This window comes from Kitasatospora sp. NPDC017646, assembly GCF_044329365.1.
Taxonomy (GTDB): domain Bacteria; phylum Actinomycetota; class Actinomycetes; order Streptomycetales; family Streptomycetaceae; genus Kitasatospora.
Genome location: NZ_JBIRJC010000058.1, coordinates 15,464 through 31,763, shown reverse-complemented (window position 1 = coordinate 31,763; position 16,300 = coordinate 15,464). Strand labels below are relative to the sequence as shown.

16 protein-coding genes and 2 pseudogenes are annotated in these 16,300 nt (G+C 70.6%); 6 read left to right on the top strand and 12 right to left on the bottom strand.

Features of this window, described 5'->3' with window-relative positions:
* Nucleotides 1-299 precede the first annotated feature (299 nt).
* Nucleotides 300-1,289, bottom strand: a pseudogene (locus ACH4J0_RS39225) (reverse transcriptase domain-containing protein).
* A 694-nt stretch (nt 1,290-1,983) separates the two neighbouring features.
* Here ACH4J0_RS39225 and ACH4J0_RS39220 point away from each other — a divergent pair.
* Entirely contained in the window at nt 1,984-2,373 is a 390-nt protein-coding gene (locus ACH4J0_RS39220) for a hypothetical protein (protein ID WP_396245975.1), read from the top strand.
* Nucleotides 2,374-2,645: 272 nt separating this feature from the next.
* Nucleotides 2,646-3,476: an IS5 family transposase gene (locus ACH4J0_RS39215; protein ID WP_396245974.1), complete on the top strand. Its 831-nt coding sequence runs from the start codon at nt 2,646-2,648 to the stop codon at nt 3,474-3,476.
* A 319-nt stretch (nt 3,477-3,795) separates the two neighbouring features.
* Here the strand turns inward: ACH4J0_RS39215 and ACH4J0_RS39210 are convergent, their stop codons facing one another.
* From ACH4J0_RS39210 to ACH4J0_RS39195, 4 genes are all read right to left on the bottom strand, one after another.
* Nucleotides 3,796-3,975, bottom strand: a complete 180-nt coding sequence (locus tag ACH4J0_RS39210; RefSeq protein ID WP_396245973.1) for a hypothetical protein — start codon at nt 3,973-3,975, stop codon at nt 3,796-3,798.
* Between the two features lie 243 nt (nt 3,976-4,218).
* Nucleotides 4,219-4,818: a DUF1349 domain-containing protein gene (locus tag ACH4J0_RS39205; RefSeq protein ID WP_360467422.1), complete on the bottom strand. Its 600-nt coding sequence runs from the start codon at nt 4,816-4,818 to the stop codon at nt 4,219-4,221.
* 31 nt (nt 4,819-4,849) lie between these two features.
* On the bottom strand, nt 4,850-5,998 hold the full coding sequence (locus tag ACH4J0_RS39200) for an acyl-CoA thioesterase/bile acid-CoA:amino acid N-acyltransferase family protein (protein ID WP_396245972.1): 1,149 nt from the start codon (nt 5,996-5,998) through the stop codon (nt 4,850-4,852).
* A 667-nt stretch (nt 5,999-6,665) separates the two neighbouring features.
* The gene (locus ACH4J0_RS39195) at nt 6,666-7,511 is read right to left on the bottom strand and encodes a patatin-like phospholipase family protein (protein ID WP_396245976.1); all 846 of its coding nucleotides are present in this window, start codon (nt 7,509-7,511) and stop codon (nt 6,666-6,668) included.
* Nucleotides 7,512-7,840: 329 nt separating this feature from the next.
* Between ACH4J0_RS39195 and ACH4J0_RS39190 the strand changes: the two genes are divergently transcribed.
* Nucleotides 7,841-9,118, top strand: coding sequence for a SpoIIE family protein phosphatase (locus tag ACH4J0_RS39190; protein WP_396245971.1), 1,278 nt, complete (start codon nt 7,841-7,843; stop codon nt 9,116-9,118).
* A 164-nt stretch (nt 9,119-9,282) separates the two neighbouring features.
* A complete protein-coding gene (locus ACH4J0_RS39185; RefSeq protein ID WP_396245970.1) occupies nt 9,283-9,450 on the top strand; it encodes a hypothetical protein in 168 nt (55 codons plus the stop codon).
* 401 nt (nt 9,451-9,851) lie between these two features.
* Here ACH4J0_RS39185 and ACH4J0_RS39180 read toward each other — a convergent pair whose 3' ends face one another.
* Together ACH4J0_RS39180 and ACH4J0_RS39175 are read right to left on the bottom strand one after the other, a co-directional pair.
* The gene (locus ACH4J0_RS39180; protein ID WP_396245969.1) at nt 9,852-10,286 is read right to left on the bottom strand and encodes a hypothetical protein; all 435 of its coding nucleotides are present in this window, start codon (nt 10,284-10,286) and stop codon (nt 9,852-9,854) included.
* A 21-nt stretch (nt 10,287-10,307) separates the two neighbouring features.
* A pseudogene (locus ACH4J0_RS39175) lies at nt 10,308-10,439 on the bottom strand (hypothetical protein); the annotation flags it as partial.
* 530 nt (nt 10,440-10,969) lie between these two features.
* On the opposite strand from ACH4J0_RS39175, the gene ACH4J0_RS39170 reads away from it, so the two are divergent.
* Nucleotides 10,970-11,410 (top strand): TetR family transcriptional regulator C-terminal domain-containing protein, encoded by a 441-nt coding sequence (locus ACH4J0_RS39170; RefSeq protein WP_396245968.1) that lies wholly within the window; start codon nt 10,970-10,972, stop codon nt 11,408-11,410.
* 178 nt (nt 11,411-11,588) lie between these two features.
* Here ACH4J0_RS39170 and ACH4J0_RS39165 read toward each other — a convergent pair whose 3' ends face one another.
* The gene (locus ACH4J0_RS39165) at nt 11,589-12,008 is read right to left on the bottom strand and encodes a molybdopterin-binding protein (RefSeq protein ID WP_396245967.1); all 420 of its coding nucleotides are present in this window, start codon (nt 12,006-12,008) and stop codon (nt 11,589-11,591) included.
* A 303-nt stretch (nt 12,009-12,311) separates the two neighbouring features.
* Between ACH4J0_RS39165 and ACH4J0_RS39160 the strand changes: the two genes are divergently transcribed.
* On the top strand, nt 12,312-13,043 hold the full coding sequence (locus tag ACH4J0_RS39160; RefSeq protein ID WP_391493852.1) for a hypothetical protein: 732 nt from the start codon (nt 12,312-12,314) through the stop codon (nt 13,041-13,043).
* 442 nt (nt 13,044-13,485) lie between these two features.
* Here ACH4J0_RS39160 and ACH4J0_RS39155 read toward each other — a convergent pair whose 3' ends face one another.
* The 4 genes from ACH4J0_RS39155 to ACH4J0_RS39140 form a co-directional block, all read right to left on the bottom strand.
* The gene (locus tag ACH4J0_RS39155; RefSeq protein WP_391493853.1) at nt 13,486-13,992 is read right to left on the bottom strand and encodes a SitI3 family protein; all 507 of its coding nucleotides are present in this window, start codon (nt 13,990-13,992) and stop codon (nt 13,486-13,488) included.
* Between the two features lie 18 nt (nt 13,993-14,010).
* Complete coding sequence (locus ACH4J0_RS39150; RefSeq protein ID WP_396245966.1) at nt 14,011-15,354, bottom strand: putative T7SS-secreted protein; 1,344 nt, start codon at nt 15,352-15,354, stop codon at nt 14,011-14,013.
* 2 nt (nt 15,355-15,356) lie between these two features.
* Nucleotides 15,357-15,680 (bottom strand): hypothetical protein, encoded by a 324-nt coding sequence (locus tag ACH4J0_RS39145; protein ID WP_396245965.1) that lies wholly within the window; start codon nt 15,678-15,680, stop codon nt 15,357-15,359.
* A gap of 145 nt (nt 15,681-15,825) precedes the next feature.
* Complete coding sequence (locus ACH4J0_RS39140; RefSeq protein ID WP_396245964.1) at nt 15,826-16,179, bottom strand: hypothetical protein; 354 nt, start codon at nt 16,177-16,179, stop codon at nt 15,826-15,828.
* Nucleotides 16,180-16,300: the final 121 nt, after the last annotated feature.

The following is a 16,300-nucleotide window of genomic DNA, read 5'->3' as shown; positions in this document are numbered from 1 at the left end:
CGGGCCCACGTCGAGCTTGGCGCCGATCGACCGGATGCACTGGTACTCGGTCTCGTACTGATCACGGGTCTCCAGCACCAGGCGCACCGCCCGCTCCCGGACCTCACTGGGGTATGGCTTCCTCATAACGGACTCGATCCTTCCAAGAGAAGGAGTCTCGGTCAAACCCGCAGCGATTCACTTGGGCGTCTTCCCTGAGCTTCGCACCCTGCCGTTACCAGCAACGCACGTCAGAGCGGGGACGGATCTGTGAACACTTGTCCGGAGCTACGCTGCTGTCATCGGTCTCAGCCCTCCAATCAGCGTGCTCGCTCGAACCATGCGACTTCGTGTCGCACCGAGGAAATCGAAGCCCTGCCCACCCCGAGTGAGGCAGACGATGCCGGACTTCTCAGGACGCATCCGCATCCCGAGCCGCCCAGCACGACGGCCGCCAGTTCGCGCGCCTGCTCGGCGCGTTGCCTGGTCGGCGACAGGACCACGAAGTCGTCGCAGTAGCGCACCAACGTCCCCAGCCGCCGGCCCTGGTCCTGCCACGCCTTGTCGAGGACGTGCAGGGCCACGTGGGCCAGCAGCGGGGAGATGGGTGAGCCCTGCGGGGCGCCCGCCCTGGTCGGGGAGGTCACCCCGCCCTCCAGTACTCCCATCCGCAGCCAAGCCCGGATCAGCTTCAGCATCGAGCGGTCCACCACCCGCCTGGCCACCTGGGCCATCAGCGCATTGTGGTCGATCGTCCCGAAGCAGTCCCGGTTGTCGGCCTCGAACACTCATTCCTGCCGCTGGTTCGCCGCGACGCGCACGGCCTCGCACGCGTCGATCGCGGACCTCTTGGGCCGGAAACCGTAGCTCGCCTCGGTGAACTGGGCCTCGAAGACCGGTTCGAGGACCAGTTTCGCGGCCGTCATCACCACCCGGTCCGCCACGGTGGGGATCGACAACGGCCGGAGCTCCCCCGGCCGCCCCGGCTTGGGAATCTGGACCCGCCGCAATACCGACGGACGATACGTATGCGTCCGTAGTCGCTCCGACAGGTCCTGGAGGAACACTTCCACCCCGGCAGCGGCCACCGCGTCGACGGTCACGCCGGGGGCGCCGGGGGCGCCCCGGTTCGCACACACGCTGGACCATGCCCGCCACAAGACGTCATTGCGGTGGACGTGGCCGTACAGGGCGTGGAACCGGCGTTCGGGTTCTTGCTTGGCACAGCGGTAGAGCGTCCACTGCAAGGCTCGGACCTTGTCCAGAGGACGCCGCTCACCGCGACCTGGGTCCTCCCGGCGGGCGGACATAGCCGTTTCGGCACTCACCCGGGCACCTCCTTGTTCGTGTCACGCATCGATGAAGCAGGGGCCCTTCGCTCCCAACGGGTTGTGTTGTCCCGCCGATCGGCACTACTACGACCCCCTCCGACTGCCTCTCGACAGCCCGCCACTTCCCGGTTCCGCCGGTTATAGGCGAGCCACACTCCCGGGCCGCATGCCCGGGGCCGAGGAGGCCCTCTCCAGTTCCCAGGACAACCCTCCGACCATTCCACGCCCCTTACGCCGGGAGGTTCTTGAGCGCCCGCTCCAGGATCTGGGACGCCTTCCATGGCCTTCACCCTTCAAGCACAGGCTCGGCTCCTCCTTGGCCCACCCCTCCCGGAGCGGGGGTTAAATGACGGCGCTGCAGGCTTCCGGGGACCCTGGCGTCTCCCCGGACCTGTGTGCGCTGCTGGACGCACGATCGCCCCGCTCAACACCTGGCGGCAGTTCCTCCCCGACAACAGCTGATCAGACACATCTCAGGTAGCGCCGCTCCTGGTCAGCGGTGTCGGAACTGTTGGTGAAGGCGGAGGACTTCGGTTCGCCAGTGCGCGCGAGCCCCCGATCTGACAGTGGCGCCGGCCGCAATCAGAGCGTGGTGGTGAACCGGGTGGTGTTCGGTGGGGTCGGGTTGTGAATGCCTCGGTCGGTCGCGCTTCCGACGCAGTACCGTGGGCCGGTGGATGAGATGCCAGCCCCGATGGCGGGTATGACGATCAGTGTTCGGATGCGCCAGGACGTAGTGATCGTCGATCCGGAGCGCTTTATCGCCTCGGCCCGCGCGGCGTACCGTGAAGCCTCCCCTGAAATCGCCGAGGAAAGGGCAGCCGAGGACATCCGCGATGTTTACGAGGCTGTGTGGGCTCTGCTGGACCGCTTCGGTCGACTCGCAGCCGACGCACCGACGTCCGCCGGACTCCCCGGCCAACGGATTCTGGACCGCCCAGACGGGCTCTCGCCTGCGGGCGAGCGCAAGCACATCGTGCTGAACGATCTGCAACCACTGCAGGACTACGGCTGCTTCATGCCCGAGGAGTATGACCCGTTCGCCATCCCGCCAGGGGTGTGACGGCGTCCACCGCGGCAAGCTACTCCGCAAGATCATTTCCCTGAGAAGCCCTCGAACGTTCATGCTGGCCCTTGGGCGGGCATAGACGAACGGGCCTCTTGGTAGGAGTGCGGTTGTCGAGACCAACCCTCCGGCCCAGGAGGCCCGTTGCCGTACCAGTTGACCACCTGCGCGCCGGTCAGTGCCACTTCGGCCACTCTGGGGTGTGACTGCTACGTTCACCAGTACGGGGCGATCGCGGCGGGACGGCGTGCGCCGCACTACCCTCCGACATGACGGATGCGGAATGGGCCCAGGTCAAGGCCTCGATGCCGGTCCCGGCCTGGTTGGAGGGCCGGGGCGGACGCCCCGAGGCCCACTGCCACCGTGAGATGGTCGACGCAGTGCACTACCTCGTCGACAACGGAGCGAAGTGGCGCGCCATGCCCGTCGACCTGCCCGCCCCGCGCAAGGTCTACGACTTCTTCCGCCGCTGGTCGCGCCACGGCTACGTGCGCGAGCTCTACCAGCGGCTACGTCGCCTGCAGCGCGAGCGGGAGGGGCGGGCGGCCGAGCCGAGCGCGGGAATCATGGACGCGCAGTCGGTGGACGGCTCGGAGACCTGCCCCACCGCCACGCGCGGGACCGACGGCAACAAGCTCCGCGACGGCCGCAAGCGCCACATCCTGACCGACACGGGCGGCCTGCTGTTGGAGGTCACCGTCACACCCGCGAACGTGCACGACTCGGTGGCCGCCCCAAAACTGATCGACGCGTTCATGGCCGAGCCCGGACGCCTACTGAAACTGGTCTGGGCGGACACCGCCTACCAGGGCCCGGCACTGGCGGAGGCGTTCGCGGCGCACGGGGTCAGGGTCGAGGTCGTCAAGCGCCCGGACGGGACCAGGGGATTCGTGGTGCTCGCGCGCAGGTGGGCGGTCGAGCGCACGCTGGGGTGGCTCTCACGGGCCCGCCGTCTGAACCGCGACCACGAGCGCCGGCCCGACCACCACACGCAGATGGTGTGGTGGGCCGGCCTGATCACGCTGACGCGGAAGCTGGCGAAGGAGCGTCTGCCCTGGCCGGAGTTCCGGCCCGGGCGCCTGGACCCGCGGCCGGCCTGAACAGGCCCCGCTCACGCAGGAGCCAACCGCGCGCCTGGAGCGCATAGGCACGATGGCGCACCTTCTCCACCTCGTTCAACCGCGCCGCGTCCCGCCCCAGCGCCCGGGTCAACTCCTGCACCGTCACCGGCCCCGGCGCCGCCAGGACCGTCTCGAAGACCAGCCGGTAGGCCCCGCACAACACATCGGCTCCCAGCCCCGTCTGCCAGACCGGCGGCCGAGCGTCATAGCCCTCCCGCAGCACCGGACCCGCCGGCACCGCCCCGGCCACACCCACAGGCGCCTCCACCACGGTCGGCACTGGTGACACGGCACCACCCTACCGGGCCGGGACCGCCCCTTCGGCGAACATGCGCGCCACCTCCTCACGGGCGATCCGCGCATGCTCCAGCCGCTGCCGGGCCGCCTCCGCCTGCACCTCGGCCTCCCGCAGCATCTCCAGCCAGGACTCCAGGTCCTCCCGGGCCCGCGCCTCCCGGACCTCCAGCAATGCGATCACCGACGGCACTCCGCACCTCCACGACCAGACGAACCCTCCGCTGGCTGCCCGCAGCCGGCTACCCCGACACCGCGACCACCCGAAAGCTGCTGGTCATCGAGCTACAGACCGGTTCACCACCACGCTCTCAACCACTGCGCCGCCCTGATGATCCGCAGCCTGTTCAGTAACCTCGTGGAGTTCGGCGCCCGCCGCCAGCGTCCGGCGCCTGCTCGCCTCGGCCGTAGTGTCGTCGGCCCGGCGTCAGGCCTGAAGATCGTGGAGCGACGCGTCCGCTGGCCCCGAAACGAACCGGGTGAATCGCACCCGCAGTCCCTCTCGCTGCGGGGAACAGCAGAACGGTCCGGCCGATGCCGCCGCGTTCGGCGCAAGAGGCGCCAATCGGACCATGCGCCAGGATCCCTCCTCGCAACGCGCCCGGATGGTCACCGCATCGCCGTCACGACTGGCCCGGACGGTGACCTGGCGCCCGGCCCAGTCGGGGACAGGCGCCATGGACCAGTCCGACTGGCCGCGGGTGACCACGGCGCCCAAATGCGGAACACCGTCCGTCATCTCCACCCCGGCTTTGATCCACGTCTGCTCGTCCACGCGGACCATGACCCCCGCCTGGTCGTACAACGCGTCGAGCTGCGCCGCGAAGGTCACCTCGATGGCAGACCCGGTGGGCAGCTCCGTCAGGAGGGCGTGCCCGTCGTCCCGCACGAAGCCGTAGCTCGTGGTGCGCCAGAAGTCGCTCCGGTTCCGGGTCGTCACCAGCAGCCCCTCCGCGTCCGGCTTTACGCCGAGTGGCGGATTGAGCCAGGCTGCTTCGGACCAGTCGATTGCGCGCTGCCCGTCCATATGCCTTCTTTCATCAGACTGTTCGAATTGCTTAGCGGTCGAGGGAGGCGAGGAGTGCCAGGACCTTGGGCCAGCCTGCCTCTTGAGCGGCGGCGTTGCCCGCGCGGGTGCCGCCGAGGTTGATCTCTCTGCCGGTCACTGGGTGGACTGGACGGGTGCCGGCTGCGAGGTAGGGGTAGGTGCCGACTCCGTGTCCGGCGTTCGGGAAGATCAGTGCCTGGTGCGGGTATGGGTCGTGGTCGGTGTCGAGTTCCTGGACGATCTGCCGGGCCCAAAGAGGCGAGGTCCATAGCTGGTCGTCGGCGCCGGCGATGTTCATGACGGGGCCGCTGACGTGGTCGAGCGGTATGGGGCCCTGGGCGATGGCCTTGCCGTCCTTGGTCCATGCAGTGGTGCCGTGGCCCGGGAATCCGCCGTTGACCTGGGCTGACGGGGAGTAGACGACCGTGCCGTGGATGAGGTCGGGGTAGTCGTCGGCGAGGAGCAGGGCTGCCTCGCTGCCGCGTGAATAGCCCATCGTCAGGATGTGATTGGGGTCGACCCCTGGCTGCGCGGCCAGCAGGCTCGCCGCGGTGGTGAAGTACTCCAGGGGGATGTTCTCCAGGGCGTCGGGGAGGCCGAAGTAGCCGAGCGCCAGGGCCGGGTAGCCGTGCGAGGCGAGCAGGGCCGCGGCAGATGCCTCGCTGTTTCCCCCTTCCGAGCCGCCGAAGACGAGCACGGCCGGATGGCGCGGGGTGCCAGGGGCCGGGAGGAACAGCTCCCCGGAGACCTTGTCGGCCGCGAGGGTGAGTTTCCTGCTGGTCACGCCAGCTCCGAACCATTCGCGGGTCAGCGTCCGGGAGGCGAGCTGGTGTCCGTGCGCCGCGGCTGTGAGCGTGACGTCGTAGGTGTGCTGCGGCGAGACGGGCGGGAAGAAGGACGTGCGCTCGGGATCGCCGGTCTGGGGGGTCATCGACCAGAACAGGCCCATGCCGTCCGCGCTCTGGTAGGTGCCGGAGGTCGGAGGGGCCGTGTCCAGGACGACGAGGCCGTGGGCGTCCGCCCGGAAGGTGGCCTGTCCGTGCCACTGCTGGCCCCGCCCGTCCACCGCCTGTGAATTGACGGTGACATCCTCGCCGGGCGACAGTCCGGCGATCCGTATGTGTACCGCTTGGTCCGCCAATGCTGCTGGCGCGTCCACCTCAATCACCGCACGGCTGCTCGGGTCTCCTGAGCAGCCTGTCGTTCCAACGCTGACGAGGGCGAGCGCGGCCATGGCGCGTGCCCAGCCCCGTATCCGATCCCCCACGCCCCGCCCCCGTTGCAAGTTTCAGCAAGACTATTCAATCGTCTCGTCGGTTAACCCGCCAGGGTCTTCGCTATTCGCTGGACAGTGCTGCGACATGCCCACCTCTAATCGCTGAAGCCAGTGGGTCTCCGCGAAGTGATCAGCGATTCTCAGCAGCTGATGTCGCGTCGGATGACTGTCGTGTCGATCACTGTTCGTCCTTCCCTTGCTGGTCCGCCGTCCGGGCGGCGATGCAGTCGGCCCAGTCGCGTCGGGCGTACGCAACCCAGCGGCTCGCGGTGTGGCGGTGCATGCCGGTCAGGTCGGGTTGAGCAAGGCCGCGCCTTGGCCCGGTACAGCGGCTGTACCGAGGCGGGATTGGTCGGGGCAAGCGCTGGATCCAACTAACGTGTCTAGGATCAGCGATGCGGCTCAAGGAGTCCCCGCGGGTATGGCTGGGGGTCAGGCCCGAGTGGTGAGTCGTGCGAGTCGTCCCGGGGCGCAGTAGTCGCTGGCGCTGGTCGGCGGTGGCGACCTTGAGGACGCCGAGCGCGGCAAGGATGTCGGCGCGCAACATGGTTCAGGCGCTGGATGGCCAGGCGCGGGCGACCGAGGCGGCGAGGTCCGTGCCCTGCCGGTGTCCGGCCCGGGCGGCGGCCGGGCGGCGGGCGTTGGCCGTCAGGTTGTGTCCCATCGCGCGGCGGGCGTCGGCATCCGGGGTGATCAGGGTGACATGCGCGCCGGCGGCGCGCAGCTGCGCCGCCTGCTGTTGGGCACTGGGATGCGGCCCGATGGCAGTGGGGACAGGTGAGACGGCCAGCACCTGCCGGTGGCCGGTGGCCAGCTGGAGGTTGCCGGTGGAACGGGTGCCGCCGTCGATCCACCGCCGCTCGAGGGCAGCGATCGGAGGCCACACCAGAGGGACGGCACAGCTGGCGGCGACCGCGTCCGCGAGGTCGAGCGCGGAGCCGGCGTCGAAGGCCTCGACGCTGCCGGTCAGCGCGTCCACGGCGGTGATCCGCAGCGCTTGCGCGGGCCAGGCGGTGGCACCCCGCAGCAGGGTGCGCACGGTTTCGTGGAGGTCCCGGGCGGGGGCGGTGCGCGCTGTCAGGGCAGCGTGGCCCAGGCGGCGGACCGAGCGTTCCGGGTCGCGGGTGGCGAGGGCCGCCCACAGGAAGCGCAGGGTCTGTATGGCGGTGATGTCCATCTCGACCCGGTCGAGATCCGCCAGTTGGCGTTCGTACAGCTCGCGGGCGGGTTCGCCGCTGGCGAGGCGGGCCCCGAAAACGGCTCCGGCCGACGTACCGATGACGGTGTCGGCAGCCATCAGGTCGATCCCGCCGTCGGCCAGGCCCGCGACTACACCGGTCAGCCACGCACCGCCGACCGGTCCGCCGCCGCCCAGTACCAGCGCCGCCTGGTTCATGGTCATTCCTCTCCCCCGACACGCAAGAAATGGGGACTGATCCCCGCTTCATGTCGATGCGACAGTACACCCGCAGGGCCAGGCCGGACCAGCAGGCGCCGACCCCGAATACCAAGGCGGCGCCCGGCACGGCGAAGGCGCCGACCACCTGATGGTGGTCGGCGCCTTCGGTAAACACGGTCCACCACCCGTCGTGGCTCAAAGCGGCGTCGGAGTACTCGGCCCCGCTCCGCCCCCCGTGCGGGCCCCAGGGGCCCAGCCAAATGCCTGGCGAGTCCGGTGCTGAGTGCAACCGGGCGTGGATGCTGGTGGCCTCGTAGATTGGAGGAATGGGTATACCCGCGGCCGGGCGGCAGGGGACTGCGAGGGAGGTCGACTTCGCTGCGCTGTTCGCCGCCACTCCCAGCCCGTACCTGGTGATCAACCCGGGCCTGACGATCGTCGGCGCCAACGAGGCATACTGCCGCGTGACCGGCCGCACGCGTGAGGACCTGCTCGGGCAGTACCTCTTCGACGCCTTTCCCGACAACCCCTCCGACCGGGATGCGGACGGCGTGCGGAATCTGTCGGCCTCCCTGGAGCGGGTCTTGGCGAGCCGGGAGCCGGACACGATGGCGGTGCAGAAGTACGACATCCCGATCGCGGGCCAGCCGGGCGCCTTCGAGGAACGCTGGTGGTCCCCGGTCAACACACCCGTGCTCGGCGCCGACGGACAGGTGGCATGGGTCATCCACCGGGTCGAGGACGTGACCACCTTCATCCGCGCCCGCCGACACGGCCGGCCGGACACCGTCGGGCCGATAGCCGAGGGCGAGGAGGGCATGGAGGCCGAGCTGTACGCCCGCGCCAGGGAGCTGCAGCGCCTGAACGAGGAGCTGCGCGCCGCGCACGCCCGCGAGCGGCAGGTCGCCATCACCCTGCAGGAGGCGATGCTGCATTCCCCGGACCTGGCCCGCCACCGGGACGTGGCGGTGCGCTACCTGCCCGCCATCGGCTCACTGAACGTGTGCGGCGACTGGTACGACGCCGTGGACCTGCCCGACGGCCGGTTCACCGTCGCGGTCGGCGACGTCGTCGGCCACGGCCTGGAAGCCGCAACCGTCATGGGCATGCTGCGCAGCGCCCTGTCCGCCGCCAGCCGGGCCGTGGCCGGCCCCGCCCAGGCACTGGAGGTCCTGGGTCTGTACGCCCGCTCCGTCGAAGGCGCACTCGGCGCGACGGCGTTCACCGCCCTGGTCGACACTCGCGCGCGCCTGATCGTCTACTCCAGCGCCGGCCACCCCCCGCCGGTCCTGATGAGCCCCGACGGCACCTGCCAGCTCCTCGACCAGGCCACCGACCCGCCCCTGGGCGCCCGGCCCGAACACGTCCCCCGCCCCCAGACCGGCACCGCCTACCACCACGGCGACACCCTCGTGCTCTACACCGACGGCCTCATCGAACGCCGCGACGAGGACATCGACACCGGCCTGGAGCGCCTCACCGACACCCTGACCCAGTGCTGCACAACGCTTGCTCCTGAGCGCCTCGCCGACACCCTCCTCGCCCGCATGGGCGTCAGCCACGGCGCCCGTGACGACATCGCCCTCGTCGTCGTCCGCCTCTGAGACTTCAGGAACGGCGCTCGTGCAAGAACCGAATGACGCGGTCTTCGGTCCCGACTTCGTGGCCGCCGATCGTTGCCCCCTGAAGACCGAGCCCGGCGCCGCGCGCGCCCGTCCACCCGATCGCGGCCGGGGGCCGGGAGGCCCGACTCGTACAGATGTGGGCAGTGGAGGACGGCGTCGATGCCACGCTGGTGCCCGACCGCGACTCCGCCCACGACCTGCTGCTCACCTACCTCGAACCCGGCGACGTCGTGCTCGTCAAAGGCTCACACAGCACTGGCTTGGAAGACACCGCCGCGCGTCTGGCCAAACCCGACGCCCTACGGCACTGACGACCCAGAGCCGTACTGCACGCGCGGCGAATCCGCCTCCGCGCGACGGCGGCCGACAGGGCCGGTAACGGGCCCTGGCAGTTCGGGGGAGGTGGTCCGGCGCAGCGTCGGCTCGGGGATCGGTGTGTCGCTGGGGATCGCGGTCACGGCAGCGACCGGAGCGACCGGGGTCGCGGGTTCGCTCGCGTCGCGGGGGCGGTCGGCTCGGTGGACCACGTCCCGGGGCGACATCGGTGGTGGTGGACGTCTGGGGCCGGCTGAAGTGGTTGGCGGCGAAGCGGCCGAGTTCCCCGTCGCTGTGGTGCTCGGCATCGAGGCGATCGCGCGGGACAGGTGGCTGCTGCGGTGCGACGAAGGGGTCCGGCGCGGTGCCGGGGCCCACGCTGTGTTGTGGTGCGTGGTCAGGCGGCGCCGGCGTCCCCGACGGTGTCGACGTCGAAGCGCCGTTCCTCGTGTGCCTTGGCGTCGCCGGCCGGCTTGATCTCCGAGACTTTCAGTCCGGACCACTTCCACGCGATCTTCGCCAGGCGGGTGGTGTCACAACGGTTGTGCAGGTAGCCGGTCGTGCTCCACACCCCGGGTCGTACGACCACGCGATACAGCCGTCCACGCCCCGGTGCATGCTGCGGGTCTGGGCGTATGGAGGCCTCGATCTCCGTGTCGGCCTCGGCCCTCACCGCCGCGCCGGCGTCGTGGATCTCGGCCGGGTCGGCGCCGGCCGTGTCGTCGCCGACCAGCGGCGTCGGCAGGTACACGGGGATGATGACCCAGGACACCTTGCCCTGCCGGTAGGACTGGCGCAGCGCCCGGCCGACGGCCTGGACGATGTCGATCACTGAGCTCTTGGGGTCGGCGAAGCAGACCGCGTCGACCGCGGCGACGTCGATCCCCTCGGTGAGCAGCCGGCTGTTACAGAGGATGCCGCACTGTTCGCCGTCGTCGCCGGTGTGGGCCTTGAACTCCGCGAACGCGGCCCGGCGCTCCGCCAGGCGGTCGGTGCCCGCGACGGCCTTGGCCCAGATCCGCTCCGGCCGGTCCGCGTCCTAAGAATTGCGACACCAAGCTCGCGTCCCGGCCCAGCATCCCGGCGACCTGACGCTTGGTGAAGCCCTCGTCCAGGAGCTGCTGGGTCAACCTCGCGGCCTCGTTCGGCCGGGTCGGGTCAGCGGGACTCACCCGTCACCCCCGGGCCCGGCTGTAGGGCGGCAGTACCGGGAGGCCAGACCAGACACTCGGCGGCACGGGTCGGCCCGGCAAGCAGATCCAGCGACCCCATCCCCCAACGCCGGGCCAAGGCATCCACCTCGTCCAACGACCACGGCTGCGTCCCGGACTGGCGACGGGACACCTTGTCCTGCGTCAGCCCGACAGCGGCGGCCAGCTCGCGCTGGCTCTCACCCGTGCGCTGCCTGATCGCGGCGAAACCGTCCAGGAGACATGGGAAGACGCAGACGGCCGGGCCCGGGAACGAGGGGGTGCGTTCCACGCGGGCCCGGCCGGCGGGAGGCCAGCAGCGCCGATGGGAGGCGCGGCTGCTCTGCTCGACGGCCTGGTGGGCGCTGTGGTGGGGCCGTTCCTGGCCGACGTGGTGCAACCGGCGCTGACCACTCGCCGCGGCGCCGAGCGCCTGCGCGCCCTGACGGAACACTGGATCGCCTACGCGAGCGCACCGCTCTTCCCCGGCGGCTGCTTCTGGGCGGCCTGCCTCACCGACTTCGACAGCCGCCCCGGCGCCGTCCGCGACGCACTGGCCCGGCAGCGGCGAACCTGGCTGTCCCTGCTCGCGGGCGAGTTCCGGCACGCCGTCGAGGACGGCGAGGTCGCGGACGTCGATCCCGAGCTCGCCGCGTTCCAGGTCGACGCCGTCCTGCTCGCCACCAACACCGCCCTGCGGCTCGGCGACGACGGCGCGGCGGATCTGGCCCGGCGGGTCCTCGACGGCCTGCTGGCCGGCGCCTGACCATCCGGCCGGCGGACCCGAGTCGTTCGTCCACGGCCGCCGGACCCGCGACGCAACTGCGGGCGCCGGCGACGTCCCAGGCGTTGGCCAGGGCGAGCGGGGCCCCGGCCGTGCCACGGGCAGCCGGGACGGACACCCCGCGATGCGAAGGACGGGCCGCCGGTGGAGGGGTGGCCGGTCAGGCCGTGGCCAGCGAGACCTCGGTGGCCTTGATCAGCGCGACGACCGGGCTCCCCGCCGCCAGACCGAGTTCGGTCGCGGCGTCCTTGGTGATGGCGGCCGTCAGCTCACCGCCGTCCACCGAGACCCTGACGGTCGCCATGGCGGCGCCGGCCGCCACGTCGACCACGGTGCCGGGGATCTGGTTGCGGATGCTGAGGCCGGCCACCGGCCCGGTCGCGAGCGAGACCTCGGTGGACTTCACCATGGCCCGCACGGCGGTGCCCTCTGCGAGCCCGAGGTCCTTGACCGCGTCCGCGGTGACGGCCGCAGTGATCTCCTGACCCCCGTCGAGGCGGGCCTTCACCGTCGCCATCGCCTCGCCAGTGGTGACGGACGTGACGGTGCCGGCGATCTGGTTGCGGATGCTGAGACTCATGGGCTCGACCTCGCAGGTGAGAGGGGCGCAGGAACTGCTCCTGCCTTCCCTCGACCACCCTAATCAGCTGGTCAGCGGCCTGCAGCAGCCTCCTCGCGGATGCGAGCCGACCCCGCCGCGGCGCGCCGCAGATCGGAGCGCCACCCGGCCGGCTTCCACAGTGTGAGCAGCAGGCCGTACGCCGACGGGCGTCCGAGACCCGCGGCCTGAGCGTGTCGGCCCTGGCCCGCCGCACCGACTGGGCCCACGGGCGATCGGATAACGGCTGTCGCCGATCACTTCCGGACTGGTAGCGTCCCCGACGTGGCAAAGCTGAACCAGATCATCGCCGTCGAAAAGGGCGTCAAGTCCAAGTCCTTCCAGGAGCTGACGCAGGCTCACCAGGACCTGCAGAAGCCCGCGCTGCTGGCCGGGATCTCCCGCACCTACCAGCCCAAGGACGAGGAGGGCGAGCAGCTGCCGCCGGAGTCGACCCGGGTGCAGCTGAAGGCCGAGGACATCCTGCGCTCCACCGCGAGCACCCTCACCCGGCTCTTCGACGTGACGGCCACCAAGGACTGGGCCAACGTCGACGCCCGCGCCGACGTGGTGGTGGACGGCCAGGTGCTCCTCGCCCAGGTGCCGGTGCCGTACCTGCTCTTCCTGGAGAAGCAGCTCACCGACCTGTTCACCTTCGTGCGGAAGCTCCCGGTCCTGGACGCCTCCGAGTCGTGGAACCTGGACCCGTCCACCGACTCCTGGAAGACGGAGCCGGTGCGCACCATCCGGACCAGGAAGGTGCCGCGCAACCACGTCAAGGCCGAGGCCACCGAGAAGCACCCGGCCCAGGTCGAGGTCTACTACGAGGACGTCCCGGTCGGCTACTGGACCACGGTCAAGTTCTCCGGCGCACTGCCCGCCCGCCGGGTGAACGAGCTCGCCGAGCGGGTGGAGAAGCTCCAGCAGGCGGTCAAGTTCGCCCGCGAGGAGGCCAACTCGGTGGAGGTCACCGACCAGCGGGTCGGCGACGCCGTCTTCGGCTACCTCTTCCGGTAGCCCCAAGATCGCCCGCCCGGGGAGCCGGGCGGGTGCACCGGACGCGCCAAGGGGCCTGTCCCGGGAAACCGGGGCGGGCGGCGCCGCCGGTGCGAAAAGCTGACACTGATGTTGAAGCTGACCAGGGGTCACAGTGGAGGTTCGAATCCTTCCCCCGGCACCACAGGCCGGGGTAGCCCAAGTGGCAGAGGCAGCCCCGTGAACCTCAGACTCTCGCTCCAGTCTCAGCATTCGCCGCCGAACACCGGATCGACCGGGCGCGGACGAACATCGACGAATGCGGGTTCAAGTCCCGTCTGTGCCGCTCCGTGGCACGGTAGTTCAAAGGCAGAACGCGTCGGTTTCAGTCTGATCCGCAGCCCTTAAACGTGCCGGTGTGCGCAATTGGGCGGCACACAGGGGCCCGGGAGCAGGCTACGCTCCCGGGCCCTCGCCACTCCGCTCACTCCTCGTCGACGAACTCGTGGTTCTCGCGGCGGTAGGGCGTCGAGATGCCGGCCAGGCGGTTCGGCGGCCAGAAGTCGGAGCGCTCGCTCAGCGACAACTCGCCGTCCCGGCGCACCAGCCAGACGTCCTCGTAGTCGAGGTGCAGGACCGCGTCACCGGGCACCCGCGCCAGCAGGCCGTCGGCGATGCGGGTCATGTCGTCCTGCTGGCCGGAGACGTCGGCGTCCTTGCCCAGCCGGAACACGACCGAGACGGTCGGGGTGAACACCCGGCCGCCGATCTCCGGGTCCCCCCAGGGGGTGGGCTTGCGAGCGGCCACACGGAGCCAGGTGCCGTACACGGTGAGCACGCCGTCGTCGAGCAGCGCGTCGACGGTCGGCGAGCCGTCGACGGTCGCGGTGTCGTCGACGAGCCGCAGCGAGCGGGCGACGTCGGTGAGCGCCTGGGCGACCTGGGCCGTGGACCACGGGGTCACCAGCTCGAGGCTGTAGGAGATTGCCATGTCGGTCTTCCTGTTCTGCTACGGGTAGAGGGAGATCACCTGACCGGACTTGTCGATCATGGTGACCTCCTTCAGTCCGTCGATCGGCCAGTCGTTCAGCTGCTTGCGCATGGCGCCCACGTCGACGTCGCTGTCGGACAGGTTCAGCACGATGCGGTCCGCCTGCCCTTCGTCGACCTTCTTCTGGATGCCGGTGGCGATGGAGCGCGGGTTCTTCGCGGTGGGCGCGTAGCAGTCCATCACCTCGCCCTCGACGCGGTAGTCGGGGTTCTTGGTCGTGCCGGGGACGTCGGGGTTCTGCTCGACCTTGTAGCCGTTCTTCGCGAGGATGTCGGCCGACTCGTTCTCCCGGGTGAACGCGCGCCTGGTCGTGTCGTCCGCGTTCTTCGGGATGTTGGTGACCCGCCCCTCGGGCGTGGCGTTGGGGTCGGGCGCCCTGGAGGGCTGGGTCCGCATGTCCGGGGTGCTGCTCCCGCCTCCCCCGCCGTTGCCCTCCATCTGCACCCGGTCCGGCCCCATCGCATCGTTGGCGATGTTGGCGGCGCCCAGACCGGCCATGCCGAGGCCGGTCGCTATGACGCCGGCCGAGGCGACGTTGACCGGAACACCGATGGCCGCGCCGACACCCGTCAGGTCCAGACCGACGCCGAGGATCTCGCCGCCGGCACCGAGCGTCGCCAGACCGAGGCCGCCCGCGATCTCCAGGACCGAACCGGGGTCGTGGATCATCGCGTTGCCGACGGAGGCCAGGTCCGCCACGGCGGTCTTGCCCATGTCCTCCAGGAAGTCCCCCGCGTCCGAGAAGAAGTCGCCCACCTTGTCCAGCCAGCCGGGCTCCTCGGGGGCCTTGTCGCGGCCCTTGGCGACCGCGTCCGCCGCGGTGTCGCCCGCGGTCTTGAGCTGGCTCCGCGCGTTGCTCAGGGTCTGCTGGGCGCTCGTCCTGGTGGCGTCGCCCGGGTCGGTGAACGGCAGCTCGTGGCCTTCGCTCTTCTGCTGCGCGTCGTGCTCGGTCTTGGCCTTCGCGGTCGCGGCCTGGGCCTCCCCCCACTGCCGGATGGCGTCCCTGGCCTGCCCCTGCGCCCACTCCAGGGTCGACTTGTAGGTGGTCAGCGCGGTGGCGGCGTCATGGAAGCAGTCACCCGCCTCCAGCCACTTCTGGGGCTCGCCCTTGAAGGCGGCCCGGAACGCGTCGCCGGCCTGCCCGGTCCACCCGTCGGTGGTGTCGATCCGCTTGAGCCCCTCACCGGTCGAGTGCAGGGTGTCGCCGTAGCTCTTCAGCCAGGCGGCGGTCGAACCGACCGCGTCCGGGTCGCCCGGAACGAGTTCCTTCGGGTCGGACGTCTCTCCGAGTTCCTTCGCCACGGTTACTTCGCCCCCGGGTCTTCGCCGTTGCGGCTGAGCGTGCCGTGCAGGTGCCCGGCGATCTGCCCGTCGAGGTTCGCGTAGGCCTTCACGCTCGCGTTGAGGCGCTGGGAGACCTGGGAGGCGTCCTTCCCGAGGTTCTCCACACCGATCTCCCAGCGCTTCAGGAAATGGCCGAGGACGTCGGCCAGGTGGTCGTGGCCGATGTCCTCCTTCTTGTGGTCGAGGTCGCTGACCTTCTTGAACTGCAGCTTCGCCAGGGTGTCGGTGATGCCCGAGGCCGCCTTGTCGAGCGCATCCAGGTCGACTTTGAACCCGTCCGCCATCAGCTCTCTCCCCGTGTCCGTTCGATCGCTTTTGCGGTGAACAGGCTAGAGGATGCCGAGATGGGCGTCCCTGGTTCCCCCCGTCGCTGGTCAGGGCGGGGGTGGGCCGCCCTGGCACTCCGAGGCGCGGAACTCCGTTGCCGCGCTACCGGCGGGGGACCATCGTCTGCGGCAGGCGGCCGTCGTTCCAGAAGCCGTCGAGGACGGTCAGCAGCGCCTCGGGGTCGCGCATCAGCTCGGGGGCCCGGTCGCCGTACGCGTCCGCCAGCGGGTCGCGGTCGACGGTGCGGCGTTCGGCGGAGGTGAAGGACGACGAGTAGGCGTGGCAGGCGGGGCACCACAGGTAGTTGATCATCGAAGGGGTGTCGCGGCCGAGCTTCTCCCGGTGGTAGGAGCGCAGGCCGGCGTGGCCGCAGACCGGGCAGGTGCGCTCCGTCACCGGCCGGTCCAGCTGGGCGCGCAGCGCCTCGCGGTCGGTCTCGTCGTAGCGGCGGGCCATGGGGTGAATGCCTTTCTGGTGCGGTGCGTGGAAAAGCGGGCGGGGGGGGCGGGGGGGGGGGGGGGGCCCCCCCCCCCCCCCCCCCCCCGGGGGGGGGGGGGGCGGCGGGCCCGCCCCCCCC